At 41.4% G+C, this 25440-nt stretch carries 28 protein-coding genes and 2 rRNA genes; 22 read left to right on the forward strand and 8 right to left on the reverse strand.

The annotated features are described in order from the left end of the window. From rrf (ACFSJY_RS13135) to ACFSJY_RS13150, 4 genes are all read left to right on the forward strand, one after another. Window positions 1-105 (forward strand): 5S ribosomal RNA (gene rrf / locus ACFSJY_RS13135); the annotation flags it as partial. A 103-nt stretch (window positions 106-208) separates the two neighbouring features. Continuing rightward, window positions 209-323 (forward strand): 5S ribosomal RNA (gene rrf, locus ACFSJY_RS13140). Window positions 324-373: 50 nt separating this feature from the next. After that, the gene (epmA, locus tag ACFSJY_RS13145; protein ID WP_386035045.1) at window positions 374-1339 is read left to right on the forward strand and encodes an elongation factor P--(R)-beta-lysine ligase; all 966 of its coding nucleotides are present in this window, start codon (window positions 374-376) and stop codon (window positions 1337-1339) included. Between the two features lie 75 nt (window positions 1340-1414). Further along, window positions 1415-1798 carry a MerC domain-containing protein gene (locus ACFSJY_RS13150; protein ID WP_386035047.1) on the forward strand — a complete coding sequence of 128 codons (384 nt, stop codon included), beginning with the start codon at window positions 1415-1417 and terminating at the stop codon, window positions 1796-1798. 14 nt (window positions 1799-1812) lie between these two features. On the opposite strand, the gene glnG is transcribed toward ACFSJY_RS13150, so the two are convergent. The 4 genes from glnG to glnA all read right to left on the reverse strand — a co-directional run bounded on the left by glnG (window position 1813) and on the right by glnA (window position 6432). After that, window positions 1813-3213, reverse strand: a complete 1401-nt coding sequence (gene glnG / locus ACFSJY_RS13155) for a nitrogen regulation protein NR(I) (RefSeq protein ID WP_386035049.1) — start codon at window positions 3211-3213, stop codon at window positions 1813-1815. Then, window positions 3210-4277: a nitrogen regulation protein NR(II) gene (gene glnL, locus ACFSJY_RS13160; RefSeq protein WP_386035051.1), complete on the reverse strand. Its 1068-nt coding sequence runs from the start codon at window positions 4275-4277 to the stop codon at window positions 3210-3212. Before glnL ends, glnG begins: the two co-directional genes overlap by 4 nt. 98 nt (window positions 4278-4375) lie before the next feature. Beyond that, window positions 4376-4885: a DUF4124 domain-containing protein gene (locus tag ACFSJY_RS13165; RefSeq protein ID WP_386035053.1), complete on the reverse strand. Its 510-nt coding sequence runs from the start codon at window positions 4883-4885 to the stop codon at window positions 4376-4378. Window positions 4886-5025: 140 nt separating this feature from the next. Next, on the reverse strand, window positions 5026-6432 hold the full coding sequence (glnA, locus tag ACFSJY_RS13170) for a glutamate--ammonia ligase (protein WP_386035055.1): 1407 nt from the start codon (window positions 6430-6432) through the stop codon (window positions 5026-5028). Window positions 6433-6760: 328 nt separating this feature from the next. Between glnA and typA the strand changes: the two genes are divergently transcribed. Together typA and ACFSJY_RS13180 are read left to right on the forward strand one after the other, a co-directional pair. Continuing rightward, the gene (typA, locus tag ACFSJY_RS13175; RefSeq protein ID WP_386035057.1) at window positions 6761-8578 is read left to right on the forward strand and encodes a translational GTPase TypA; all 1818 of its coding nucleotides are present in this window, start codon (window positions 6761-6763) and stop codon (window positions 8576-8578) included. Window positions 8579-8901: 323 nt separating this feature from the next. Next, window positions 8902-9105: a hypothetical protein gene (locus tag ACFSJY_RS13180; RefSeq protein ID WP_386035059.1), complete on the forward strand. Its 204-nt coding sequence runs from the start codon at window positions 8902-8904 to the stop codon at window positions 9103-9105. Between the two features lie 13 nt (window positions 9106-9118). Here the strand turns inward: ACFSJY_RS13180 and ACFSJY_RS13185 are convergent, their stop codons facing one another. Beyond that, a complete protein-coding gene (locus ACFSJY_RS13185) occupies window positions 9119-9778 on the reverse strand; it encodes a DUF2959 domain-containing protein (protein WP_386035061.1) in 660 nt (219 codons plus the stop codon). A gap of 2 nt (window positions 9779-9780) precedes the next feature. After that, a complete protein-coding gene (locus ACFSJY_RS13190) occupies window positions 9781-10002 on the reverse strand; it encodes a hypothetical protein (protein WP_386035063.1) in 222 nt (73 codons plus the stop codon). 88 nt (window positions 10003-10090) lie between these two features. Here ACFSJY_RS13190 and ACFSJY_RS13195 point away from each other — a divergent pair, with 88 nt between their 5' ends. The 6 genes from ACFSJY_RS13195 to ACFSJY_RS13220 all read left to right on the forward strand — a co-directional run bounded on the left by ACFSJY_RS13195 (window position 10091) and on the right by ACFSJY_RS13220 (window position 15293). Then, on the forward strand, window positions 10091-10975 hold the full coding sequence (locus tag ACFSJY_RS13195; protein ID WP_386035065.1) for a virulence factor BrkB family protein: 885 nt from the start codon (window positions 10091-10093) through the stop codon (window positions 10973-10975). A gap of 33 nt (window positions 10976-11008) precedes the next feature. Beyond that, window positions 11009-11980, forward strand: a complete 972-nt coding sequence (gene pip, locus ACFSJY_RS13200) for a prolyl aminopeptidase (RefSeq protein WP_386035067.1) — start codon at window positions 11009-11011, stop codon at window positions 11978-11980. After that, a complete protein-coding gene (dtd, locus tag ACFSJY_RS13205) occupies window positions 11977-12414 on the forward strand; it encodes a D-aminoacyl-tRNA deacylase (protein ID WP_386035069.1) in 438 nt (145 codons plus the stop codon). The genes pip and dtd overlap by 4 nt, the downstream gene beginning before the upstream one ends. A gap of 106 nt (window positions 12415-12520) precedes the next feature. Then, a complete protein-coding gene (locus ACFSJY_RS13210; RefSeq protein ID WP_386035071.1) occupies window positions 12521-12859 on the forward strand; it encodes a hypothetical protein in 339 nt (112 codons plus the stop codon). A 414-nt stretch (window positions 12860-13273) separates the two neighbouring features. Beyond that, window positions 13274-14341, forward strand: coding sequence for a uroporphyrinogen decarboxylase (gene hemE / locus ACFSJY_RS13215; protein ID WP_386035073.1), 1068 nt, complete (start codon window positions 13274-13276; stop codon window positions 14339-14341). 280 nt (window positions 14342-14621) lie between these two features. Continuing rightward, window positions 14622-15293 carry an alpha/beta hydrolase gene (locus ACFSJY_RS13220; RefSeq protein ID WP_386035075.1) on the forward strand — a complete coding sequence of 224 codons (672 nt, stop codon included), beginning with the start codon at window positions 14622-14624 and terminating at the stop codon, window positions 15291-15293. Between the two features lie 140 nt (window positions 15294-15433). Here the strand turns inward: ACFSJY_RS13220 and pyrE are convergent, their stop codons facing one another. Both pyrE and rph read right to left on the reverse strand, forming a co-directional pair. After that, window positions 15434-16075, reverse strand: coding sequence for an orotate phosphoribosyltransferase (pyrE, locus tag ACFSJY_RS13225; protein ID WP_386035077.1), 642 nt, complete (start codon window positions 16073-16075; stop codon window positions 15434-15436). A gap of 23 nt (window positions 16076-16098) precedes the next feature. Continuing rightward, the gene (gene rph, locus ACFSJY_RS13230) at window positions 16099-16812 is read right to left on the reverse strand and encodes a ribonuclease PH (RefSeq protein ID WP_386035079.1); all 714 of its coding nucleotides are present in this window, start codon (window positions 16810-16812) and stop codon (window positions 16099-16101) included. 139 nt (window positions 16813-16951) lie between these two features. Between rph and ACFSJY_RS13235 the strand changes: the two genes are divergently transcribed. The 10 genes from ACFSJY_RS13235 to ACFSJY_RS13280 all read left to right on the forward strand — a co-directional run bounded on the left by ACFSJY_RS13235 (window position 16952) and on the right by ACFSJY_RS13280 (window position 25440). Then, on the forward strand, window positions 16952-17425 hold the full coding sequence (locus ACFSJY_RS13235; protein WP_386035081.1) for a thioredoxin family protein: 474 nt from the start codon (window positions 16952-16954) through the stop codon (window positions 17423-17425). A gap of 3 nt (window positions 17426-17428) precedes the next feature. Then, window positions 17429-18070, forward strand: a complete 642-nt coding sequence (locus tag ACFSJY_RS13240; RefSeq protein ID WP_386035083.1) for a gluconate 2-dehydrogenase subunit 3 family protein — start codon at window positions 17429-17431, stop codon at window positions 18068-18070. Beyond that, complete coding sequence (locus ACFSJY_RS13245) at window positions 18067-19779, forward strand: GMC family oxidoreductase (RefSeq protein ID WP_386035085.1); 1713 nt, start codon at window positions 18067-18069, stop codon at window positions 19777-19779. The genes ACFSJY_RS13240 and ACFSJY_RS13245 overlap by 4 nt, the downstream gene beginning before the upstream one ends. A gap of 75 nt (window positions 19780-19854) precedes the next feature. Continuing rightward, complete coding sequence (locus ACFSJY_RS13250) at window positions 19855-20718, forward strand: YicC/YloC family endoribonuclease (protein ID WP_386035087.1); 864 nt, start codon at window positions 19855-19857, stop codon at window positions 20716-20718. Window positions 20719-21143: 425 nt separating this feature from the next. Continuing rightward, window positions 21144-21500: a helix-turn-helix domain-containing protein gene (locus ACFSJY_RS13255; RefSeq protein ID WP_386035089.1), complete on the forward strand. Its 357-nt coding sequence runs from the start codon at window positions 21144-21146 to the stop codon at window positions 21498-21500. 154 nt (window positions 21501-21654) lie between these two features. Continuing rightward, entirely contained in the window at window positions 21655-22023 is a 369-nt protein-coding gene (locus ACFSJY_RS13260; RefSeq protein ID WP_386035091.1) for an ImmA/IrrE family metallo-endopeptidase, read from the forward strand. Between the two features lie 173 nt (window positions 22024-22196). Next, window positions 22197-22325 carry a hypothetical protein gene (locus ACFSJY_RS13265; protein ID WP_386035093.1) on the forward strand — a complete coding sequence of 43 codons (129 nt, stop codon included), beginning with the start codon at window positions 22197-22199 and terminating at the stop codon, window positions 22323-22325. Window positions 22326-22505: 180 nt separating this feature from the next. Continuing rightward, window positions 22506-23138, forward strand: a complete 633-nt coding sequence (locus ACFSJY_RS13270; RefSeq protein WP_386035095.1) for a hypothetical protein — start codon at window positions 22506-22508, stop codon at window positions 23136-23138. 175 nt (window positions 23139-23313) lie between these two features. Further along, window positions 23314-24687: a reverse transcriptase domain-containing protein gene (locus tag ACFSJY_RS13275; RefSeq protein WP_386035097.1), complete on the forward strand. Its 1374-nt coding sequence runs from the start codon at window positions 23314-23316 to the stop codon at window positions 24685-24687. A gap of 156 nt (window positions 24688-24843) precedes the next feature. After that, window positions 24844-25440 carry an SLATT domain-containing protein gene (locus ACFSJY_RS13280; RefSeq protein ID WP_386035099.1) on the forward strand — a complete coding sequence of 199 codons (597 nt, stop codon included), beginning with the start codon at window positions 24844-24846 and terminating at the stop codon, window positions 25438-25440.

Genomic DNA, 25440 nt, shown 5'->3' on the forward strand with positions numbered 1-25440 from the left:
ATAGCGTTATAGAACCACCTGATCCCATGCCGAACTCAGAAGTGAAATGTAACTGCGCCGATGGTAGTGTGGGAGGTCCCATGTGAGAGTAGGTCATTGCTAGGCACTTATTACGAAGAGCCCGCTTAATGAGCGGGCTTTTTACTTTAAGCTTTTATTGTTTAATAACATGCTTTTAACGCCGATATTAACCAATAACAGTTTTATTACTGGCAACCATAGCATTGTAGTACCACCTGATCCCATGCCGAACTCAGAAGTGAAATGCAATAGCGCCGATGGTAGTGTGGGAGGTCCCATGTGAGAGTAGGACATTGCCAGTATCCTATTTAAGCCCTAGTCTATGACTGGGGCTTTTTTGTATGGAAAAAAAATGGATTGGAAAGCATCTCAGACATTTGAACAGGCAAGGCTAAGAGCAAACTTAGTTAATAAAATACGTAATTACTTTGCTAAACAAGACGTAATCGAAGTTGATACCGCATTGCTTTGCCAAGGAACCATTACTGACCCATATATAGATGCAATTCAATCGACTTATGATTGGCTTCCTGAAGGCAGTAAGACCTTCTATTTACAAACTTCGCCTGAATATGCGATGAAACGCTTATTGGCTTCAGGGTATGGCGATATTTATCAGGTTTGTAAAGCGTTTCGACATGAACCTTACGGCACGTATCACAATGCCGAGTTTACGATGCTTGAGTGGTACCGGTTAGGCTTTTCGATGCATGACTTAATTGATGATGTAATAGGTCTGTTGAGCGTGACTTTAGATATTAAGAAGGTAGAGAAGATGACATATGAAGACGCCTTTATTAAATACCTTGATATCAACCCGCTAGAAACATCCTTCGATAAATGTCTCGAAAAATTGTCTTTATTGGGCGGCATTGAACCATGGCTGGCCGAGTGCAATGATCTTGATACCTTATTACAATTTATGTTTGCCACCTATGTAGAATCCAACATAGGGCAAACTTGTCCAGTTGTTATTTATAACTTTCCATCTAGCCAAGCGTCACTTGCAAAGATAGACAGCAAAGATCATAGAGTCGCAAAGCGATTTGAGGTGTATTTTAAGAATGTAGAGTTGGCCAATGGATTTGAAGAGCTAACGTGTGCACAAAGCCAACGTTTGCGCTTTAAAGAAGACAATCTTAAAAGAAAAAAGCTTGGTCTTGAACAGCGGCCGGTTGACGAAAAATTCTTAGCTAGCTTAGAAGCCGGACTACCAGATTGCTCTGGTGTAGCGTTAGGTGTTGATAGGTTAGTAATGTTAGCGACAGATACACATCATATTAGCGAAGTCATACCTTTTTGTGTTGACAAAACGTAACAAGATTATATGTGACGATATCACAGCATGTGATATAATCTCATTCATTGGTATAACGTTTAACTGGGTAATTTTGTGTTAGATAGAATTGGTATTGCAGCTACTTCTCTTTGTGCATTGCACTGTATTTTGCTGCCTATTTTATTACCTGCTTTACCATTATTGGGCTTGACGTTTCTGGCTGATCACACGTGGGAACATGTGTTTCTTATACTCACAGCAGTGTTAGGTACTATTGCGCTTTTTTCAGGATTTAAACGCTATCACAAACGTTTATACCCTTTTTATTTGCTCTATCTAGGTGTTGCTGTGTATTGGATTAAGCATGATTTCCCAGAAGAGTACCAGCCTATCTTTATTATCTGTGGTGCATTGTTAATTGTAGGCGCACATTTCATAAATATGAAACTCTGTAATAGCTGCAAACAATGCTGTACAGACCATGACTGTACAGCATAACTGCTAAACGTAATCTACAGTTCCAAATCTTTAAGTTTCCGAGTTAATGTATTTCGGCCCCAACCTAGTTTTTTAGCCGCTTCTTGTTTATGACCGCCAGTGAAAATTAACGCTCTTTGTAGCATGATTTTTTCGAACTCAGGTGTCGCTTGATCGAGTATATCATTTCGGCCTTTTGCTAATTGTTCGTCCATCCATTGACTCAGTAACACTTGCCAAGTATCAACGCCATTAATTTCCGTTACTGGCGACTCGTTAAGCTCTTCAGGGAGGTCTTCAGGGAGTATCTCTTTACCGCTAGCCATTACGGTTAAGAAACGGCATATATTTTCTAATTGTCTAACGTTACCTGGCCAATTACTTTGCATTAATTTTACGAGTGATGATTTGTGCAGTGTTTTCGGCTCTACGCCCAACTCTTCAGCGGCCAATTTCAAAAAGTGATTGGCGAGTTGTTCTATGTCTTCTTTTCTTTCGCGTAATGCCGGTAGCTGGATACGAATAACATTTAGGCGGTGGAATAAATCTTCTCGAAAGTCTCCTTCCTTTACCTTTTCTTCTAAGTTTTGATGTGTTGCTGCAATAATGCGTACATCGACCTTTATTGGCGAGTGGCCGCCAACTCGATAAAACTGACCATCAGCTAGAACACGTAAAAGCCGAGTTTGAACGTCAAGTGGCATATCGCCTATTTCATCAAGGAAAAGTGTGCCATTGTGTGCTTGTTCAAATCGACCTTGGCGTACGGTATTTGCACCCGTAAATGCGCCTTTTTCATGACCAAATAATTCAGATTCAATCAGATCTTTTGGAATTGCTGCCATATTGAGGGGGATGAAGGTCTCATTTGCTCTAGGGCTATGCATATGAAGCGCATGTGCCACTAGCTCCTTACCTGTGCCAGACTCACCGTTGATTAGGACGCTGATACTCGAGCGTGATAAGCGCCCAATTGCTCGAAACACCTCTTGCATCGCAGGAGCTTCGCCAATGATGCCTACAGCACTAGATTGTGGTTGTTTCTGCTTTGCTTTAGCACTTTGCTCTCTTGCATGTGAGAGGGCCCTTCTGGCTAATGAAACAGCATCATCAATATCAAACGGTTTAGGCAAGTATTCGAAAGCACCACCTTGGTAGGCATTTACGGCACTATCCAAATCTGAATGTGCTGTCATGATAATCACAGGGATATCTGGATATTGGCTGCTGATGTTATTCAGTAATTCCATTCCGTCCATATTGGGCATACGGATATCTGAAATAATAATTTCTGGTTGGCCGTGGTCTAAAGCTGTAAGCAAGTTATTGGCGTTTTCAAAAGAGGCACAACTAATTTCTTCGCTATTCAATGCTTTCTCTAATACCCAGCGAATTGAGCTGTCATCATCTACTATCCATACTTGTTCAGCTATCATATTGTCGTCTCTTCAGAAATTGGTAATAAAATGGTGAATTCCGTGCGCCCTGGGCGGCTTTGACAAGAAAGTTTTCCTTTGTGTTGATTAACGAGTGTTTGAGAAATGGATAAGCCCAACCCTGTACCGTTTGAGCGTCCTGATACCATGGGGTAGAACAATGTATCTTGAATATCTTCTGGAATGCCCGGTCCAAAATCGATGATGCTGACGACGATACAAAGCTTGATGCGTTTACCATTGATGGTCTGGTTGCTTGCTACACGTGTTTTTAAGGTGATTTTGCTACCAGGCTCAATGGCTTGAATAGCATTGTTAACGATATTCAAAATTGATTGCAGCATTTTGTCAGCATCAAAGGCGATGTCTGGTATAGAAGGATCGTAATCCCTTACTAATTCGACATTTTTCTCGTTATCGTATTTGATTAGTTGAGTGACCTTTTCCAGCACTAAATGAATATTTTGCACTTCCATTTTAGGTAGTTGGTTAGGTCCTAATAAGCGGTCAACTAAATTACGCAGTCTATCCGCTTGCTCGATAATCATTGAGGTGTATTCTTGCTGTTCGTTATTCAACTCTTTCGTTAACAGTTGTGCTGCACCACGAAGACCTCCCAGCGGGTTCTTTATTTCATGCGCTAAGCCACGGATCAGATCGCGTGCTGATTCCCACTGCTGTTGTTGGAAGCTTTCTGCACTGATCTGCTTTTGCTGATCGATTTGTTTAAGTTCTAACAAAATGTGTGGCTTACCGTTAAACTCAGCACTTGAAGCGGTGACTTCTGCGGTAAACTTGTAGTGATCATTTAATTGAATGGTGACATCACTATCACTGAATTCTTGACCGCTTTCGATAACTTGCTGCAAGCGAATCGCATCGATGGTGCAATCGGGCAGCACATCATTGAACACAACGTTATGTAGCTTATTAAAGCTCTTGATTAATAGCGCTTCAGCGGCAGGGTTGAGGTACTGAATCGTTAGTTTTGCGTCTAATACAATGACCGCAGTAACCAGCTGGTTCGCTAATTGCTGTTGGTATAAAAGTTTGTGAGTTTGCAAATCGGCTCGCTTAAACAACAGTATACTCCGCTTGCACCAAAGTTGTGCATCATAACTGTAACTATACGTTTAAACCTACTTATTTGCACGCTTGTGGGCTAGTTAACAGAAGCCCTGTGCATATAGAAGGTCACTGTATCTGACGATGCAATAACCTTGCCTTTATCATTGATTAATTCAATTTTAACTTGATGTTCGCCGCGGTCTACATTTCGTAGTGCAAACATGGAGTGGGTTTGTGGTGCTTGGTAGGGTTTTCCATCGAGATAGAGCTGCACTCGAAAACCTCTTTTGAAGATAGGTTTGATACCACCGGCAACATACACTGAACCGCTGTTATCCCGTATAGTTGCATTCTGTTCAGGCTGTGTAATGACAACGTGGTATTTGTCTTCAATGACTTTAGGTTTTATGTCGAGTATCGAGGTATCGACGGAAGGTAACACTGCAACTTCTTCTTTAACTTCAACTTCTTCAGCGCCAGGTCTAGGGCTGTCAGAAAACACAAGCACACCATTTTCGTCTCGCCATACGTAGACTTTCGCTTGTCCTGCCCACACGGGCATAGACAGCGCTACGCTGACTAATAAAATGACTAAGTGCTTCATATGCTTAACAAGTTGCTCCTGCAGTGCCTACTAGTTAATCTAAACAAAATATACAATTTCTGCCACAAAAAAAGCCCGCCTAGGCGAGCTTTTTAAATTTAAATTGTCTGTTAAATTTTATATTAACAAACTATTTACAACTAAACGCTGTAGTACATTTGGAACTCAACTGGGTGAGTTGTCATGTTTAGTCTTTCAACTTCTTCGCGCTTCAGGCCAATGTATGCATCAATCATGTCTGCATCCATTACACCGCCTTCCATCAAGAATTCTTTGTCAGCTTCTAGTGCATTAAGCGCTTCTTCAAAAGATGATGCTACTTGTGGAATAGCTGCAGCTTCTTCTGCTGGTAAGTCGTATAAGTCTTTATCCATTGCATCACCAGGGTGGATCTTGTTCTTGATACCGTCAAGACCAGCCATAAGCATTGCTGTGAATGCTAAGTATGGGTTAGCTGTTGGATCAGGGAAGCGAACTTCGATACGACGTGCCTTCGGAGAAGGAACTACTGGGATACGGATTGAAGCAGAACGGTTACGTGCTGAGTAAGCAAGCATTACAGGTGCTTCGAAACCAGGAACTAGACGCTTGTATGAGTTAGTAGACGCGTTAGTGAAAGCATTGATAGCTTTAGCGTGCTTAATAATACCGCCGATGTAGTAAAGTGCAGTTTCAGAAAGACCGCCGTACTTGTCACCAGAGAATAAGTTAACGCCATCTTTTGCTAACGATTGGTGACAGTGCATACCTGTACCGTTATCACCAACTAGTGGCTTAGGCATGAATGTAGCTGTTTTGCCGTAAGCGTCTGCAACGTTGTGTACTACGTACTTGTAGATTTGAACTTCATCGGCTTTGCTAACCATAGTGTTGAATCGACATGCAATTTCGTTTTGACCACATGTAGCAACTTCATGGTGATGCGCTTCTACAACTAAGCCCATTTCTTCCATTACAAGACACATTGCTGAACGAAGGTCTTGTGAAGAGTCTACTGGAGCTACTGGGAAGTAACCGCCTTTAACACCTGGACGATGGCCTTTGTTGCCGCCTTCGTAATCTGTGTCTGAGTTCCAAGCAGCCTCTGGATCATCAATTGAGTACGAAGCGCCTGACATGTCTGCTTTGAATTTAACGTCTTCAAATACGAAGAATTCTGGCTCTGGACCGAAAAGAACGGTATCAGCAATACCTGTTGAACGCATGTAGTCTTCAGCACGCTTTGCAACAGAACGAGGATCACGGCTGTAACCTTGCATAGTTGCAGGCTCAACGATGTCACAACGTACATTTAAAGTAACTTCTTCAGTGAACGGGTCTAAAACAGCAGTAGATGCATCTGGCATTAAGATCATGTCAGATTCATTGATACCTTTCCAACCAGCAATTGAAGAACCATCGAACATTTTACCTTCTTCGAAGAAGTCTTCGTCGATTTGGTGGTGAGGTAATGAAACGTGTTGCTCTTTACCTTTCGTATCAGTAAAGCGAAGGTCAACGAACTTAACGTCGTTTTCTTTAATCAAATCTAAAACTGCTTTTGACATTGATAGTCTCCAGTGAAGTTATCTTACTTTATTTAAAATGCTTTGCATTCGGCTTGGCAGAGTATTAGCTATTATCGTGCCAAGCCTTCAGCGTAGTAAAAATGGGCAGTTCAAGGACTTCTGCTCATCGTGATGCACAAAAATGGTGCGATCGTGGTGCCAAAATGGTGCAGAATGAGTGTAGTGAACAATTTTGCCTTATACCAGTGCAATAGTGTGAAACTTTATATCCAGAGTGTTAACAAATGGCTAAAAGGTCGGATTTAATTTATTTGTACTATCGAGTGCTGTACAATACGCGCCCAATTGAAGTCTCAGAGCAAAGCCCGTGTTAGATAAATTACGTAATATTGCCATCATCGCCCACGTTGATCATGGTAAAACCACATTAGTAGACAAGTTGTTAGAGCAATCTGGCACTCTTGGTGACCGTTCAGATCATGACGAACGTGTTATGGATTCAAACGATATTGAAAAAGAGCGTGGTATCACGATTCTAGCTAAGAATACGGCTATTAATTGGAATGATTACCGTGTGAATATTGTCGATACTCCGGGTCACGCCGATTTTGGTGGTGAAGTAGAGCGCGTAATGTCAATGGTAGACTCTGTGTTACTGATCGTTGATGCGCAAGAAGGTCCTATGCCACAAACGCGTTTTGTTACGCAAAAGGCATTTGCTCAAGGTTTAAAACCAATTGTTGTTATTAATAAGATTGATAAGCCAGGTTCACGTCCTGATTGGGTAATGGATCAAGTATTCGATTTATTCGATAACTTAGGTGCAACTGATGAGCAGTTAGATTTCCAGGTTGTTTATGCATCAGCAATTAATGGTTGGGCGACTACGGAAGAAGGTGCTACCGGCACAGATATGACACCGTTGTTTGAAACAATTATTGACCAAGTACCTTCACCAGACGCGGATCCAGAAGGCGCTTTCCAGATGCAAATCTCACAACTAGATTACAGCTCATACTTAGGTGTAATCGGTGTTGGTCGTGTAACACGTGGTTCAGTAAAACCAAATCAGCAGGTAACCGTGCAAACGGCTGGTGGTCAAGTTCACAACGGCAAAGTAGGTAAAGTATTTGGATACTTAGGTCTTGATCGCCATGAAGTTGAGAAAGCAGAAGCGGGTGACATTATCGCGATCACCGGTTTAGGTGAACTTAAGATTTCGGACACGATTTGTTGTCCAAATGAAGTGGCACCATTACCGCCACTTTCTGTTGATGAGCCGACAGTAACTATGACGTTCCAAGTAAATACGTCACCGTTCTCAGGTCAAGAAGGTAAATATGTTACATCGCGTAATATTAAAGACCGTTTAGATCAAGAGCTTATTCATAACGTAGCATTGCGTGTTGAACAGCAAGATGACCCTGACAAGTTTAAAGTATCTGGTCGTGGTGAGCTTCATTTAGGTATTTTGATTGAAAACATGCGCCGTGAAGGTTACGAATTAGCCGTATCTCGCCCTGAAGTTATTATGCGCGAAGTGGATGGCCAGCTTGAAGAACCATACGAAACCGTAACCATTGATGTTGAAGAAGAGCATCAAGGTTCAGTAATGGAAAAAATGGGCCTTCGTAAAGCTGAACTTACTGATATGGCACCAGATGGGAAAGGTCGTATTCGTATGGACTTTATCATGCCAAGCCGCGGTTTAATTGGCTTCCAAACTGAGTTTATGACATTAACATCTGGCTCGGGTCTTATTTACCATACGTTCTTACAGTACGGTCCTCATAAAGGTGGCGAGATTGGCCAACGTCTAAACGGTGTACTCATTTCAAATGCACAAGGTAAGGCGCTTACAAACGCACTATTTAACTTACAAGAACGTGGTCGTTTAATGATTGGTCATGGTGTTGAAGTCTATGAAGGTATGATTATTGGTATTCATAGCCGAGACAATGACTTAACAGTGAATGCTCTTAAAGGTAAGCAACTAACTAACGTACGTGCATCTGGTACTGACGATGCGCAAGTACTAACGCCACCAATCAATATGTCGTTAGAACAAGCGTTAGAGTTCATTGATGATGATGAATTAGTGGAAGTAACACCAGAGAACATTCGTATTCGTAAGAAGTGGCTAAAAGAGTCAGATCGCAAGCGCGAGAGCCGCTCTAAGAAGTAGTGTTTAGTCACTAATTACCGTAAAAAGCCAAGCATTTGCTTGGCTTTTTTATTTCTAGTTGGGTTTCTATTCACGTACAAACTTTCCAAAAACTTCCATCTTTTTTGTAAGACATCTCTCAAACATCTGTAGGTTTACGCATTATCAAAAGTCATAAGTCGCTTAGCCCGCGGGCTAACACACTGTTTATTTGAATAATTTTTGAAAGGTTACAAACCTGTAAACAATTTGAACGAATTTTTACAGCTGGATAACAGAACAAGCGGGCAGTCGCTGCTAGAATTTACATTATGTTGATAACTGGTTTTAGTGGAGTGAGTAGTATGGAAACAAGCAAACTTAGCCGCATGAACTTACTTTTTGAAAAAGTCATGGCAAGTAACGCAAACTTGAAGGAACAAGCAGAGCTAAAAGCGTTATACAAAGAATTTATTGACGATGGTCGTTCGGTTATCGATCCAAGTGCCGTGCATCAGTACTATGCAGAGCGTACTGAATCACACGGCATCTTTAGTTTGCTAGGTTAAGTTGATACAACCTCTAGCCTTCTTCACTGTTTAACAATGATAAGAAGTATTCTGATTCTTTAATTGCTGTATTCATTTCACCAATCAAGGCGTTAATATCAGCTTTAATATCGTTATATTCGCCTTCAAGTGAGCCTATCGCTTTCGCGTTTAAGTTATGCTTGAGAAATAGCGTATTGTCTTTTAATGCAGCCAACACAGGGTCCATTTTACTCTCAGCGCGCACCATAGCTTTGACTAACCGGTCATATTTACGGCGTGTATCTTTCATTTTCACGCGGCTTTGGCTTTTTAGTTTTGCACTGGAGTACTGTTCAATTTCATCAGCCCATTCATCAAACAACGCATCACCAACATCTTGAATGTTTTTAATGCGGTTAGACACTTCAGCAGCAGCATCTTCACTCGCTTCATAGTTCGCGAGCGTCGCTTCATACTGATCTTGTAAGTCACCGCCATCAAACTCTATCAATACTGATAATTGTTCTAACGCGCTAGTGAATTGTTCTTGGGCGTCTTGTTGCGCTTCCTGAGCGTTCTCGACTTCGTCGGCCAATAAGTCTCTTTTGTGTTTGCCAAAACTCTCCATCGCGGAGTAGTACGCAGATTGACAACCTGACAGCAAAACGAAACAGCACAAAATCCAAAAAGGTTTTGTTAGTGGCTTAAGCATTATCAGCCTCCCTTATATTTGGCCGCGTCAATAATGCACCAAAGATAAACTATTGGTACGAGTAACCACCCTATAGCAATCCATACTAGTATCCAAGAAATAGCCATACCAACAAAAAACAATATCGCGGCTAACAACCTACCTTGAACTAATTGACCCAAACCGGGAAGGAAAAAACTACAAATAGCGGCTAATACGTTGCCACCTGAACCCTGACCTGACATAGTGATATCCTACTAATTATGTTATATTTTCTAGGCTTACATGCCTTTAAAGCATAGTATAAACCTAATATAACCAAAATCGCTAATAATGAAACCGATGACCCATTTAGCAAGCCTGTTTCAACACTCTGTCGTGAAAACAATGATCGCGTTTATGCAATATTTGTATGGGCGCTTACATAAAGAGCAAATTCATGTGGTTGCAGGTTATCTATCCTATGTGACGCTAATGTCATTGGTCCCATTGGTTGTGGTTATGCTTTCAGTGATGACAGCGTTTCCTATTTTTGCCGACATTCGCACAACTATTGAAAATTTCGTCTATAGCAACTTTTTGCCAGCGGCAGGTGATACCGTTCAGGTGTATCTCACGGGGTTTGTTGAAAACGCATCAAAAATGTCCGCTATCGCAATTACTTTTTTGTTTTTGTTTGCCTTGTTGCTGATTTCTGCGATTGATAAGAGCTTAAATCGTATTTGGGGAGTCACTGAAAAGCGCCGAATGGTGACTTCATTTTCCATGTACTGGATGGTTTTGACGCTTGGCCCTGTTTTAGTGGGCAGTAGTATTGCTGTGACAAGTTACATCGTTTCCCTAGTGTCTTTTGGTGATAATGATCTTTTTGGTTTTAGTAGTTTCTTCTTACGCCTCTTGCCGCTATTGATATCTGCGTTCGCGTTTCTGGTGTTGTATTTGTTAGTGCCTAATATTAACGTGCCCGCTAAGCATGCTGCCGTTGGAGCGCTAGTGGCCGCAATTCTTTTTGAATTTGCGAAAAAAGGCTTTGCCCTTTATGTCACGCAAATTCCTTCATATCAGGCAATTTATGGTGCACTCGCTGGTGTTCCTATTCTATTTTTGTGGGTTTACTTAAGTTGGCTTGTCGTGCTGTTAGGTGCGTTATTAACAGCGTCGATGCAAAGTTTCACTGAGCAACAAGCTACCGAGTGCAATTCGACGCAGAGCGACTAAACTAAAGGGATTAGCGAGCAGGAAGCAAAATGCATGTCTCGAACCCTTTACCCTAAAATATCACCTACACATACCCAGCTTTTAGAAGTCGGTAATCAGCACAGCCTTTATGTTGAGCAAACGGGTAACCCTGAGGGTACCCCCGTTATATACATTCATGGTGGTCCAGGAGCCGGTTCAAGTGAAAATTATCGACGATACTTCGACCCAGAGCGTTATCACATTATATTGTTTGATCAACGCGGCTGTGGTCGCTCTATGCCCTCTCCAAGTATTGAAGCAAATACATTGTGGGATTTGGTCGCCGACTTAGAAAGGATTAGAGAAGCGCTTAATGTTTCAAAGTGGCTCGTCACTGGCGGTTCATGGGGAACTACTGTAGCGTTAGCTTATGGTATTAAATACCCTAATCAGTGCCTGGGCTTTATTTTACGTGGTGTATTCTTGGGGGAACAACAAGAGCTAGACTGGCTTTATCAATCTTCGGGAGCTGCTCGATTCTTCCCTGAATATTATCGTGAGTTTACGGAGATGTTGAGCTTGGATTCTCGTTCCGAGCTGCTCGAAGGCTACCACCAACTTATACATTCTGAGAATGAAATAGCAGCCACTGCCGCGGCTAAAGCGTGGTTTTTATGGGAGCTACGTTTAAGTTCAATCGAGCATCATCACGTCGATAAACGCCAAATCCAAGACAGTCACCAAGCTTTGTGTATGGCCAAGCTGTCAACTCATTATTTCGTTAATAACTGCTTTATGTCTCCAAGCTATTTGCTTGCTAATGTTGATCAAATAAGTCACCTGCCAGCGATTGTATTACATGGCCGATATGACATGGTTTGCCAGTTAGACAGTGCTTATAAACTCGTTAGCTCATGGAGAAACAGTAGCCTGCAAATACTGCCTTGTGCAGGACATAGTGGTTTTGAAACGCAAACAATAGATGCATTTTGCAAAGCGGCGGATACAATGGCATCTTTTTTTGATGAATCTACACCTGAATGATTGCTTTAATACAACGTGTTTCTCATGCCAATGTTGTGGTTGAGGGAGAAGAGGTCGGCGCGATTGAAAAAGGGCTGCTGGTATTACTGGCGGTAGAGCCAGAAGATAGCGAGGCCAAAGCGAAACGGCTGGCTGAACGAGTTGCAGGTTACCGTGTGTTTGAAGATGAAAACGGCAAAATGAATCGTAATGTCGAACAAGCCGGTGGTGACATATTAGTGATTTCGCAGTTTACCCTTGCTGCCGATACCTCAAGTGGTATGAGACCGAGTTTTACTGGGGCAGCGGCGCCAGAATTTAGTAAAGGACTGTATCAATATTTTACAAGGCAATTAAGAGAAAAAGGATTCGAAGCGCCAACTGGGGTATTCGGTGCAGATATGAAAGTTTCTCTGCTAAATGATGGCCCGGTAACCTTTCAACTCACCATATAGCGAATTTCTGCTTGTCTTTAACATCGTGGTTACAAATCGTAACAGGCCCGCTATAGATTTAACGCTAGAATACGCGCCCAAAGCATAGATGAGTAGTGGTGTTTTTATGTGGTTGTTTATTAGTGTTGTGTTTGTTGTGATTGCAGCAATTTTTGCGACGGTGTCATATCGTGAGAATTTAAAGATGAGAGCGACGGTCTACTTGATTGTGCGTGACCAATATAAACAATTAAATCCAGCGCGCTGGAATGAAAAAGTTGATTATATTTGTGCACAGCCGAAGCAAGATGTATTGGCTTTTATCAATCAAGCAAACTCAGATAAATTGCAAAGCGATACGTTTTTGATTATTCAATTAGCGTATGCAGCGGGCTTCAATGCTCGTCCAGCAAAAGCAACCAAAGTGTTAACGTCGAATGAGCTAAATGATTCATCCGTTCGTTAGGCTAGATAATTGATTAGCAAGAAGCTGTTTTTCAGGCAATAAAAAAGCCTTACCGAAGTAAGGCCTGAAATGCTCGCTGTATGGTCTTGTTGAACAAGCTTCTTGTTATTTATTTCTTAACTAGCGCGGTAGTTTTATAACAAAGCCATTTTGCGATTGCAACAAATTGGTAAAACTTTAATAGAGTAACTACACTACGTTGTTTTTCGTATTTTAGCGTGATGTTCACCGATATTCGCAGCAAAGTCCTGTTTTGCTTCATAATCACTTTTCTAACATTTTGATTATTCTTCAATAAACATAACGTTCATAAATTGCGCTTGATCAACAGAGTGCGTCTTTTGGTCACGGTTCATAGATCTATTCTGGGGGCAGTGGTAGAATGCGCGCACGCAAATTGAAGGTCTGAATTTAATGACAACTTTACAAAACGACACTTATTTACGCGCGCTTTTGCGTGAACCTGTAGACTACACGCCAGTATGGATGATGCGTCAAGCAGGCCGTTATTTACCTGAATATAAAGAAACGCGTAAAGATGCTGGCGATTTTATGTCGTTATGCCGTAATACAGAGTTGGCGACTGAGGTAACGATTCAGCCTTTACGTCGCTTCAAACTTGATGCGGCTATTTTGTTCTCAGATATCCTTACGATTCCAGATGCAATGGGACTAGGCCTTTATTTTGAAACGGGAGAAGGTCCTAAATTTGAGCGCCCGATCACCTGTAAAGCGGACGTGGAAAAAATTGGTCATCCAGATCCAGAAGGCGAACTGCAATACGTGATGAATGCTGTGCGTTCAATTCGTAAAGCGCTAGACGGTCAAGTACCACTCATTGGTTTCTCAGGCAGCCCATGGACGCTAGCAACATATATGGTTGAAGGTGGCAGCTCAAAAGCATTCACTAAAATCAAAAAGATGATGTATGCAGAGCCTCAAACGCTACATTTGCTTTTGGATAAGCTAGCAGATTCCGTGATCAGCTACTTGAACGCACAAATAGCTGCAGGCGCTCAGTCTGTGATGGTGTTTGACACGTGGGGTGGTGTGTTGTCGCCACGTGATTACAAAGATTTCTCATTGCAATACATGCATAAAATTGTTGATGGCTTAACGCGTCATAACGATGGCCGCAAAGTGCCTGTGACATTGTTTACAAAGAATGGCGGTATGTGGTTAGAGTCGATTGCAGCTACGGGTTGTGATGCATTGGGCCTAGATTGGACCATTAATATTGAAGATGCAAAGGCACGTGTTGGCGACAAAGTTGCGTTGCAAGGTAATATGGACCCGTCAATGCTTTATGCGCCTAAAGAGCGTATCGAAGAAGAAGTTGCTACGATTTTGAAAGGTTTCGGTGACGGTGGCACAGGACACGTATTTAATTTGGGTCACGGTATTCACCCAGATGTGAACCCAGAGCATGCAGGTCACTTTATTGAAGCGGTTCACCGCTTAAGTAAGCCTTACCATAAGTAAATGCGAACAAGGTTGTTATTGTCTCGATTTTAGCAACCAGATAATCATATTGATAAAAGGTCGTTGGCTACGGTTAATGGCCTTTTTTATTGGACTATCTTAAAGGCTTACTTGTTGCCTGTACTCGGTAATCTATTATCGAATGTACTAATCACCCACCCAAAGCACCACTTAATTTGCGTACCTCCCACCCAAAGCAATAAGGGCTGGCCTGTTCTTTCCGAGAGGGGATTGCTATCATCGCTAGTCTTTCGTTTATTGATGTTTCAAGGTAATCACTATGTCTGTATCTGCGTTAGAGCGCATCGTCGTCGAGCCAAATGTTCCCGCTACCACCTGCGTTATTTGGTTGCATGGGTTAGGCGATTCAGGTGAAGGATTTGCGCCTATTGTGCCGGCATTTAATTTACCAGCCAACCACGGTATTCGCTTTGTGTTTCCTCATGCACCAATGCAACCTGTCACGATAAACCAAGGTTACGTAATGCGTTCTTGGTATGACATAAAGAGCATGGATTTGCACAATCGTGCAGATATGGAAGGTGTGCTTGAATCGGAAGTACTTATTAAGGAATTGATTCAAGAACAAATAAATGCGGGTATTCCCGCCAATCGTATTGTGCTAGCAGGGTTTAGCCAAGGCGGTGTATTAAGCTTGTTTACTGGCTTACGCTACCCAGAAACATTGGCAGGCATTTTGGCGTTGTCATGTTATTTGCCAACAAGTGACCGCCTTCCAGAAGGTTGCCATGACGCCAACCGTGATACAAAAATTTTGCAGCACCATGGCGAGCAAGATGAAGTGGTGCCGTATATCGCAGGGCAAACTGCATATCAGCTATTGGCAGGGGCAAACTATAAGACCCAATGGCAAAGCTATAAGATGGGACATAATCTAGTACCACAGCAAATCAGTGATATCGCCAACTGGCTTAAAGCTCGCTTGCTATAGTATTTGCCTTGGAATTGTTTTAGTTACATGAGCTTGTAGGTGTTTAGCTAGTCCTAAAACAAAAAAGCACTTGGCTATAGACCAAGTGCTTTTCAATTTGCTCCCATTGAGGGCAAATGTGCGCGTAAAACTGGTTTAACTTAAATGCCGTAGTCTTCGCGGTATTGCTTAATCGAGGTGAGTGCTTCTGCCATATCACCTTTTTCTTCTAAATAGGTGATTAAGTCGCCTAAAGTGACGATAGAAATAACCGCAGTACCAAAGTCACGTTCTACTTCTTGAATCGCTGACAATTCACCTTTGCCTTTTTCTTGGCGATCAAGTGCGATTAATACACCGCTCAACTCTGCACCATTGGCCTTGATGATTTCCATCGATTCACGAATAGCTGTGCCCGCAGTGATAACGTCATCAACTAACATGACTTTGCCTTCCAGTGCAGAACCAACGAGGTTACCACCTTCACCGTGCGTTTTAGCTTCTTTACGGTTAAAGCAATATGGCACGTCTTGATTATGATGATCAGCTAATGCAACTGCTGTAGTGGTTGCAATAGGGATACCTTTGTATGCAGGACCAAATAATAAGTCAAAGTCGATACCGCTATCTGCTAAGGCTGCAGCGTAGAAACGGCCTAAACGCGCTAAATCTCCGCCGGTGTTAAACAAACCAGCGTTAAAAAAGTATGGGCTTGTGCGTCCAGACTTTAAAGTGAATTCGCCGAAACGTAAGACTTGTTTGCTCAGTGCAAACTCAATAAATTCGCGTTGATAATCTTTCACGTTATACCTTTACTTAAATCGATTTAGTTTAGTGCTGCTTTTTGAATGTCGAATAGCTCGTTAATGCCTTGCTTTGCCAGTTGCATCATTTCTTGCATTTCATCAAAGCTAAACGGCTCTTCTTCAGCAGTACCTTGAACTTCAATAAGTTTGCCCGTTTCTGTCATAACAACATTCATATCAGTTTCTGCTTCCGAATCTTCTAAATATTCCAAGTCAGAAATTGGCGTACCTTTGTAAATACCTACAGACACTGCAGCGATCATGTGCTTAAGTGGGTTGGTTTTAATGATGTCTTTCGCACGCATATAGTTCAGTGCTTCAACGAGTGCAACGCAAGCACCTGTAATTGATGCTGTGCGCGTGCCGCCGTCGGCTTGAATCACATCACAGTCAATCGTGATTGTATTTTCGCCTAGCGCAGCTAAGTCTACCGCCGCACGCAATGAGCGAGCGATTAAGCGTTGGATTTCCATGGTGCGACCACCTTGCTTACCACCTGCCGCTTCACGACGCATGCGCGTGTGAGTTGAACGAGGTAACATGCCGTATTCAGCAGTAATCCAGCCTTTACCTTGGCCTTTTAAAAAGCGTGGTACACCTTCTTCAACGCTGGCGGTACAAATCACTTTGGTCTCGCCGAATTCGATAAGAATAGAACCTTCCGCGTGAGCGGTAAAATTGCGCGTAATGGTGACTGGGCGAATCTGGCCCGGCGTTCTGCCGCTTGGTCGCATATTGAATCCTTAGAAATATAAAATTGCTGCGCATTATATAGCCTCTAGTGCTAATTTGACATAATGACGCGCCAAAGATTTTGAAATATAGTTAATTGATATCAGGTCTGTTGGAATATCGAATTAATAAGGATAGTCCATGAAGCATATTCTTTTTTCTGCGCTGGCATTAGTGTTGTTCAGTTGGCCAGTAGTAGCGGCTAATGATTTACCGCTTTACAGCAAAATTTACGACGACAAGCGAGACCCATTTAAAGATGCGATGGCAGCTATTGAGCTTGCGCAACAGTCAGAGCGTAATGTTTTAATAGAAATTGGTGGTAACTGGTGTACGTGGTGCCACAAAATGGATGCTTTTTTAGAAAAAAATCCAGATATTTATCAAAAGCTTCACCAAGAGTTTGTGGTATTGAAGGTGAACGTCAGCGATAGCAATGAAAACGAAGCGTTTATGAAAGCCCTACCGCCTGTGCTTGGCTACCCTCACATGTATGTATCTACTGCTGCAGGTAAAATGGTGTTGTCGAAAGATACCGCAGAGCTTCAGCAAGATGGTCAATATTCACGCGAGCGCTGGTTAAGTTTTATTGAACAATGGAAGCCGAAAGCCTAAGTTATGTCATTTTTTGATCCCCTATACCAAACACCCAAATGGCTGTCTCGCAAACTAACGCGGAGACAAGCTTTAAAGTCAGCGGCAGGTGTAAGTGCTATAGCTGCTATGCCTTTACCGATGACAGCTTTAGCGACTTCAACGCTAGATTCATTAAAGAAAAGTGACCCATGGTTAACGTTAGACGCGGTACTCAATCATCTGTTACCAAGTTCGGAATCTGGTCCTGGCGCGCAAGACATTCAAGCCTTGGCTTACCTTTACAATGTGGTTGATGAACAACCGCTAGATTCTGAAGAAAAGGCTTTTATTGAAAAGGGTGTTGGCTGGCTAAACGGTTTTAGCAATAGCCAGCTGAATAAACCATTTGTCGAGCTATCCACTCAAGATAAAGAAACGATATTGCGCAAAATAAGCGGCTCGCGAGCGGGGCATAACTGGATAAATACACTGATTAACTATCTCTATGAAGCCATGCTTTCGCCACCCGCATACGGTGGCAATCCAAACGGGATTGGCTGGAAATGGCTAAACCACAAAGCGGGCTTCCCATTGCCGGATAAAGGCAAACGCTTTTATGAAATACCGGGTAGATACCGAATTTCAGTGAAAAATCTATCAACAGAGGTTAAACGCAAAGCATGATGTACGATATTTGTATTGTTGGTAGTGGTGCAGGTGCATCGCCGGTGGCTTATACGTTAGCAAAAGCAGGAGCGAAAGTGCTCGTGCTCGAAAAAGGGCCTTGGCTAACGGAAAAAGAGTTTTATAAAGATGAACTGGCCATTAGCTTGCGAGATGCCTACAACCCCTCGTTAGCTGACGAACGTCACGTTATTGAAGAAGGATACGAACGAGACAACGGTTCAACTTATTGGCAAGGCGAAAACACGGAAAATTCTGGTTGGAGCTTTTGGAATGGCACAGTAGTTGGTGGCTCTTCAAACTTCATGAGTGGATATTTTCATCGGTTAAAGCCTGTCGATTTTAAATTGAAGTCGACATACGGTGAAGTTGAAGGGGCCAACGTCGAAGATTGGCCTATTAGCTACGATGATATGGAGCCTTTCTACACCATGGTGGATGAGTTGGTGGGTGTTTCTGGCCGTGTTGTTGACCACCCGCACCAAGAGCCACGCTCAAAAGATTTCCCATACCCACCCATTGCGGAACATGCGGTTTCAGGGTGGATAGATAAAGCTGCAAGTGATTTAGGTTATCACCCGATTCCAGTGCCAAGGGCTGTGTTGTCGCAGCCAGCGATGGGCAGAAGAAGTTGTGAGTATTCAGGTTACTGCAGCAGCTATGGTTGTTCATCAGGCGCTAAAGGCAGCGGACGCGCTGCGCTGCTAAACCATGCGGTAGCAACGGGTAACTTAACCATTAAGCCCAACGCTAAAGTGTTCAATATTGCCAGTGATGACAATGGCAAAGTAACAGGTATTGAATACTATGACAGCCAAGGTAAAAAGCACAAAGTGGACGCAAACTATTACGTGGTTGCGTGCCAAGCTGTTGAAACATCAAGGCTATTATTGGCATCTAAAGGACCTAAATTCCCAAATGGTCTTGCCAATAATAATGGTCAAGTAGGTAAGAACTTAGTGTTTAGCGCCGGCGGTACAGGGCGTGGCGATTTTAATTTCGACCAACTTACTGAACAGCAAATTTCACAAATTACGCAAGTAGGCCCTTTTGTGAATCGTGCATTACAAGATTGGTATGAAATAGACGATAAGTCATTCGAAGGAGCTAATAAAAAGGGTAAAGCTAAAGGTGGCACCATCGACTTCCTTTTCCACCAAAACCCAATTGCTCGCGCTATGGGCTCACAGTATGACGACGATGATGAACTCGTTTGGGGTGAACAGCTAAAACAAAATTTAAAGCAAGAGTTTACTACCTATCGCACTCTGCGCTTTGAAGTATTCAACGATTGGATGCCCAACGATGATTGCTTCGTATCGTTAGACGATGAGGTCACTGACAAGTGGGGTGACCCGGTAGCAAAAGTGAGAATTGGCTATCACGAGCAAGACTTAAAAGTGGGTGAATACATTGCTGCGAAAGCAGAGACGGTATTGCGAGAGCTGGGCGCAACCAATGTCTATTCCTCTGTGAGTAGTTATCCTCCAACAAATTTAATGGCAGGTGGGTGTCGTTTTGGTGATGATCCTAAAACCAGTGTGTTAGATAAAAACTGCCAAGCACATGAAGTCGCAAACTTATATGTTACCGATGGCTCCTTCATGCCTACCGGTGGCAGTGTGCCTTATACCTACACAATATATGCAAACGCATTTCGTGTAGCGCAGCACATTAAACAACAATGGCAACAAAGTCAGTCAGCATAATTGCTGGCTGACTCTGCGTTTGTCAGGCATAATTCACGCAGTTCATTCTTATAAAATCCGTTAATAGGAAAGATCATGATTCACAGTATGACTGCGTTTGCTCGCCACGAGATAAAAGGCGAGTGGGGTAATGCCGTATGGGAAATCCGCTCGGTAAACCAACGATTTTTAGAAACCTACTTCCGTCTTCCAGAACAATTCAGAGGCATTGAACCTGTATTGCGTGAACGCTTTCGCAAAGCATTAGCACGTGGCAAGGTTGAATGCGCCTTACGCTTTACCGCGAACCCCGCAGCGAAAGGCACGTTAAGTTTAAACACACAACTTGCTGAGCAACTTATCGCACATGCACAAACCATTGCCGGAAAGCTTGAACAAGCGCAAGTGAACCCGGTTGAGATCATGCGTTGGCCTGGCGTAATGGAAGCTGAAGAAGCAGATATGGACGCTATTCAAGCAGATATGCTTGCGGGTTTTGACCAAGCGTTGAAAGACTTCATTGCTGCACGAGCGCGTGAAGGCGAAAATATGAAAGCGCTTATTGAGCAACGATTAGAAGGTATTGTTGTTCAAGCCGAAACGGTTAAAGCGCACATGCCAGAAATTATCCAGTGGCAGAAAGACCGTATTATTGAGAAATTCAATGATGCAGGTATTGAACCTGAGTCTGGCCGTGTTGAACAAGAACTCGTATTACTTGCCCAAAAAATGGATGTAGACGAAGAAATCGATCGCCTATTCAGCCATGTGAAAGAAACGCAAGGCATCTTGAAAAAAGGCGGGCCACAAGGTCGCCGATTAGACTTTATGATGCAAGAGTTTAACCGCGAAGCTAACACGCTGGGCTCCAAATCAATAAATGCCGATATCACCAATGCAGCTGTTGAGTTGAAGGTGCTAATTGAGCAAATGCGAGAGCAGATCCAGAATATTGAGTAGTAATTTGGATTGTAAATATTTGTAGTTAAATTTTAATAAAGCCTCGTTTTTACGGGGTTTTTTGTTATTTGGTGTTAAAAAGCAGGTTTATTTAAATGGAAATTTGGATTTTGCAGATTTGGATTTTCAACTAGCGATTGCCAACTATTAGAGCATTTAGCTTGTTTTAATTGCCAAAAGTCAGAATTATTAAGGCTTTCATAGGGGGGGGAGGTAAAATCGCTACAGCCTTTTTGGTTCTGACCGTCCCCCCAGCCTAATTTTTGTGTGCGCGAATTAAAAAGTTTTTAACCCTGCCAAGATCGGAACTTACACTTTATAAAAGTAACCGGTTAAAAAAAACAACCAAAAAAGGTTGAATTCATTTTTGTTTTAGGTTTTAATGAATATGGGAGCAAAATGCTTCTAGCCCAAACGAGGATAAAATGATGAAAACTACAGCCTTTGGCCGCTTTTTGCGTAAGTTGAGAATTGATCACGGAATGATCATGAGAGACTTAGCTAAGGTATTAGGTGTTAGTTCTGCGTTTGTGTCTGCTTTGGAGTTAGGGAAAAAAGCAATAACAGAAAAACATATAACAAAAATTGTAGAGTACTTTGAGCTAAGCAACGCAGAAACTAGTGAATTAAGGAAAGCCGCCGAGCTTTCGCAACCGTCACTCAAATTGGAATTGAATGACAAAACCATGGAGCAAAGGGAGTTAGCTGTTTCATTTGCAAGGAATTATCAAAACATGAGTAAAGAGGATCAGATAAAGCTAATGAAGTTATTAGAAGGGTAAGTCTATGGCTTATAAGCGTAAACTTGGACACAGAGTAAGGCCTCTCAATACTGCGACTATAGAGGCCGCTGCTCGAAAATGTAGAGATTCTTTTAAGTTAACAAACCCATATGTAAATATTTGTGGGCTATTGGAAGCTTTAAGGGAGATGAATGTGCTCGATTTCACTGTTGTTGATGATGAAGAGCTAGGTAGTGAAGAAGCACGGACGTATCCAAATGAAAAGCACATACTAATTTCCAATTCAGTCTATGAGGGCGCTGCCGATTGTGATGGTAGAGATAGGTTTACTATTGCACATGAAATAGGGCATTTAGACCTTCATAAAGGGCAAACACCTATGTTTTCTCGTGGCGATCATCAAATATTTGAAGATAGTGAGTGGCAAGCTGATACGTTTGCAAGTGAATTTTTAATGGACTCACGACACATTACGCCTGCCGATACCGTGGAATCGTTAATGAAAAAATTTGGTGTAAGCAAAACTGCGGCAGGATTAAAGCTCAAAAAGATGAGGAAATAAAAAAGGAAGACTGCGACATCTTCCCATTTTATAACGTTAATACAAAGGTAAAACAGCTAGGCAACTCTGCCGCCTATATGTCTAAGAAAGTATGCATAAACGTAAACTTGACAATTTAATTTTATGCGTAACTTCCTTAGTTTGTCAAGGCAGACTTTAGGAGGAAATAGGCTATGGCTTCTTTATCAAAAGATGTTGTTGTTATTTTTCGTCCATATATCACAAGAAATGGAAAAAGAATTTTCCGTAAAAATGGTGGTATGTGGAGAATCGAAATCCCTAAAGACAAGTATAAGGCGTAAAACCTAATACTATTTTCATGCAAGCCCATGAAAATGGGCTTTTTACCTAATATTGTTGCTCTTTGTAAATGGGAATGGCTATTGATTTAGAGCGCCTTATTTTCTGCTGGCTATATTCGACTATCTCTCAATTTAATTAGTCAGTTGCAAACTAAAGCTATCATAAAGTGGAGTAGTTATATGAGTAACGACAATGACGATAATGGCAAAAATAATTCGGTAGATATTTCTGGGACAGTTACTGGATCGAATATCTCAATTAATCAAAATCAAGATGGGAATCAAGCCATCAGTGATACGGAGATTGAATACAAAATAGATGAAAACACTTACAGAGAGGTGAGTGGTGAAACGTATAAAAAGTCAGCTAATGTATTCTACATTTCATTAGGGCTTCTAGCATTAGGAGTATTAGCAGACTTCGCTGGAATCTTGGCTTATCTAGGTTTTAATCAACCAGTAGTACTTCTTGTTTTGGCACCAATCTGTTGGTTAATTGCAAAGATTACCGAAGATGACCGCTGGGTCAACGGGTTATCACAAGATAATAAATCATATTATCGTGAAGGCTCGTGGTATGAAAAACTGCCAAATGGCAATGTGGCTATTTATGATAAGAGAGCAAAATGCGTCTACCCAAGGTGTGAAGGGACTATTAATATTGTACCAGCGCCTCCTAGGGAGAGACCAAATCACTCATTAATTGGAAAATGCAGTTTATGTGGGGTTCAGCATACATATACCGTTGATTATAACGGTATAGGCTACCCTCAAAAGTTTGATTGGAGACCTCAACCGCAAAATATCAGGTAAGAGGTAATGATTTTGATGGCTATAAGAATAAATAATCATTGGCTGAACAACATTTGAATCAAATAAAGCAGTGCCGTACTGCATAGTAAACAATTACTCCTCTACTAAGATGGAGGAGAATTTAACAAGCATGTATAAGCGGAACTGAGGGCAAACGTTATAAAGGACTATCAATATGCTTTTTGAAGAGAGTTTCTCAGTAGAGAACTTGCAGGCAATTTTCTTAGAAAATATTAAAAATAAGTCAGGTAAGGGAATAGATGGTATTAGTTGTGAGAAATTTGATCGAGACCTAGCTCAATTAGTTGGTAAGATTAGTAGTAAAGCTGAGTCATGTAGTTATAGGTTCAGCCCTTATTTGGAAATAGTCAAATCAAAGGGGAGAGGAAAGCAGCCAAGAATCATCTCAAAACCGACAGTTAGAGATAAATTAGCATTAAGCGCACTCAAAAATATCCTACATGAAAACTACCCTGATTGTGTACAAAATCAGCTTCCTAATAAGTATATTAGGGACATCAAATCTGTTGTTTCTAAGCATGACATAGAGGAATTGTACTATTTAAAGATCGATATTAAGGGCTTTTATGACAACCTAAATCATAAGATTTTATTAGATAAATGCCTTAGTGAATTAGATGATAAAAGGGTCTTATCCTTAGTTAGAAGGGCTATCATAAATAAAACTGTACCAAAGAATTACAAAAGGTCTAACTCTAAACAGTACCAGAATACCGTTGGTGTTCCGCAGGGGTTATCTATATCTAATGTGCTTGCTGGCATATATATGAGAAAATTTGATCAGATGTTCGAAAATATTGGTATTAAATACTTTCGTTATGTTGATGATATTTTGATTCTTGCCAAAGAAACTGAGTTAGACGAAATTGAAAATAAAGTAGAAAGTGCACTAATTGAAATAGGTCTTGAAACTAACGACAAGACTGAAAAAGGGAAGTTTACCAAGCCATTTGATTATCTTGGCTATGAAATTTCATCTAGTCACATATCTGTTAGAGAGTCGACAATAGATCGATATATCACTTCGATTATCGCCAAGATTACAGATTTTAAGTCCAACTATAATCACCGTGTGAATAATTCTAAATGGTTATCTGCTGATCAAATTAAAGAACTATTTATTCTTAATTTAAATGAAAAAATTACTGGTGCAATTACTGAGAAGAAACGTTACGGCTGGATATTTTATTTCATAGAAATATCTAATGTTCATTTACTTCATAAAATAGATGCTATTATTCGTAGTCAATTCTCTAGGCTTAGTATGTTTGAAAATAAGCCCCCTAAAGAGTTAAAAAGTCTCGCTAGAAGTTACTACGTAGCAAAATATTCACCCTTTAATGGTTATATACATAACTACAGCTCCTATGATACAACGGCCAAAAAAATTCAATTTCTAGTCAAGTTTGGTTATATCTCAGAAAATGATTCAAAGGAATATACCGTTGAAGAAATCGAAAGAAGGTTTGAGGCAGCAAAAATGTCTCACCTAGTGAAATTAGAAGAGGATATTGGTAACATATCTTAGGTACCCCCTTTGTACTATGTACAAGTTCGCATCTTAAGATGCAGGGCTAAGGTAATGAACTCTGCGAAAGCTGTTTCTAGTTTCTACCGAACATTTATGTTGGTTGAAAATTGATTACTTGATTCAATAAGGGGGTACGCCTCTTAGAAGGAAATTATGTCACAAGAACAAGAAAAACATAAGTTAAGCACAAGGATATGGCGAACTAAAGGAGCTAGGTTTAATGCGTACCGAAGGTTGTCAAAGAAAAACAGTGCTTTAACTTTCATAACTTCATTCTCTTCAATTCATCTTTTAGCGTTAGGGATATTACAGTTGAGTGGCATTGTTTCGATCTCACCAGATCAAGCAAAGTTACTAAATTTCATTGGGATGACCGTGTCACTTATTATTTTGGCATATAGCCTTATAGAAGGTGGCAAAGAGTATGGACTAAAATCAGAACGTCACCATTTGTGCGGAATTGAGCTGGATAATTGTTACTCGCAATTACAATTTAAAAACGAGCAAAGTGATATTGAAGCACTGGCGTCTAGATATAATGCTATTACCAAAAAGTACTTACTCAATCATGACACCATTGACGATGAGTACTTTAGGCTACAACACCAAGATGATTTTGCTTGTATGAAGAATAGTAGCTGGCTTAATAAAGCCGCCGTAAATTTTAAATACAAGCATTACGACAGATTTAAGGCATTTATTTTTGCCAGTGTGCCACTGAGTGTTTCTATTTATATTATTTGGTTTTAG

This window comes from Thalassotalea euphylliae, from assembly GCF_042682785.1.
In the GTDB taxonomy this organism is placed as follows: Bacteria; Pseudomonadota; Gammaproteobacteria; order Enterobacterales; family Alteromonadaceae; genus Thalassotalea_F; species Thalassotalea_F euphylliae.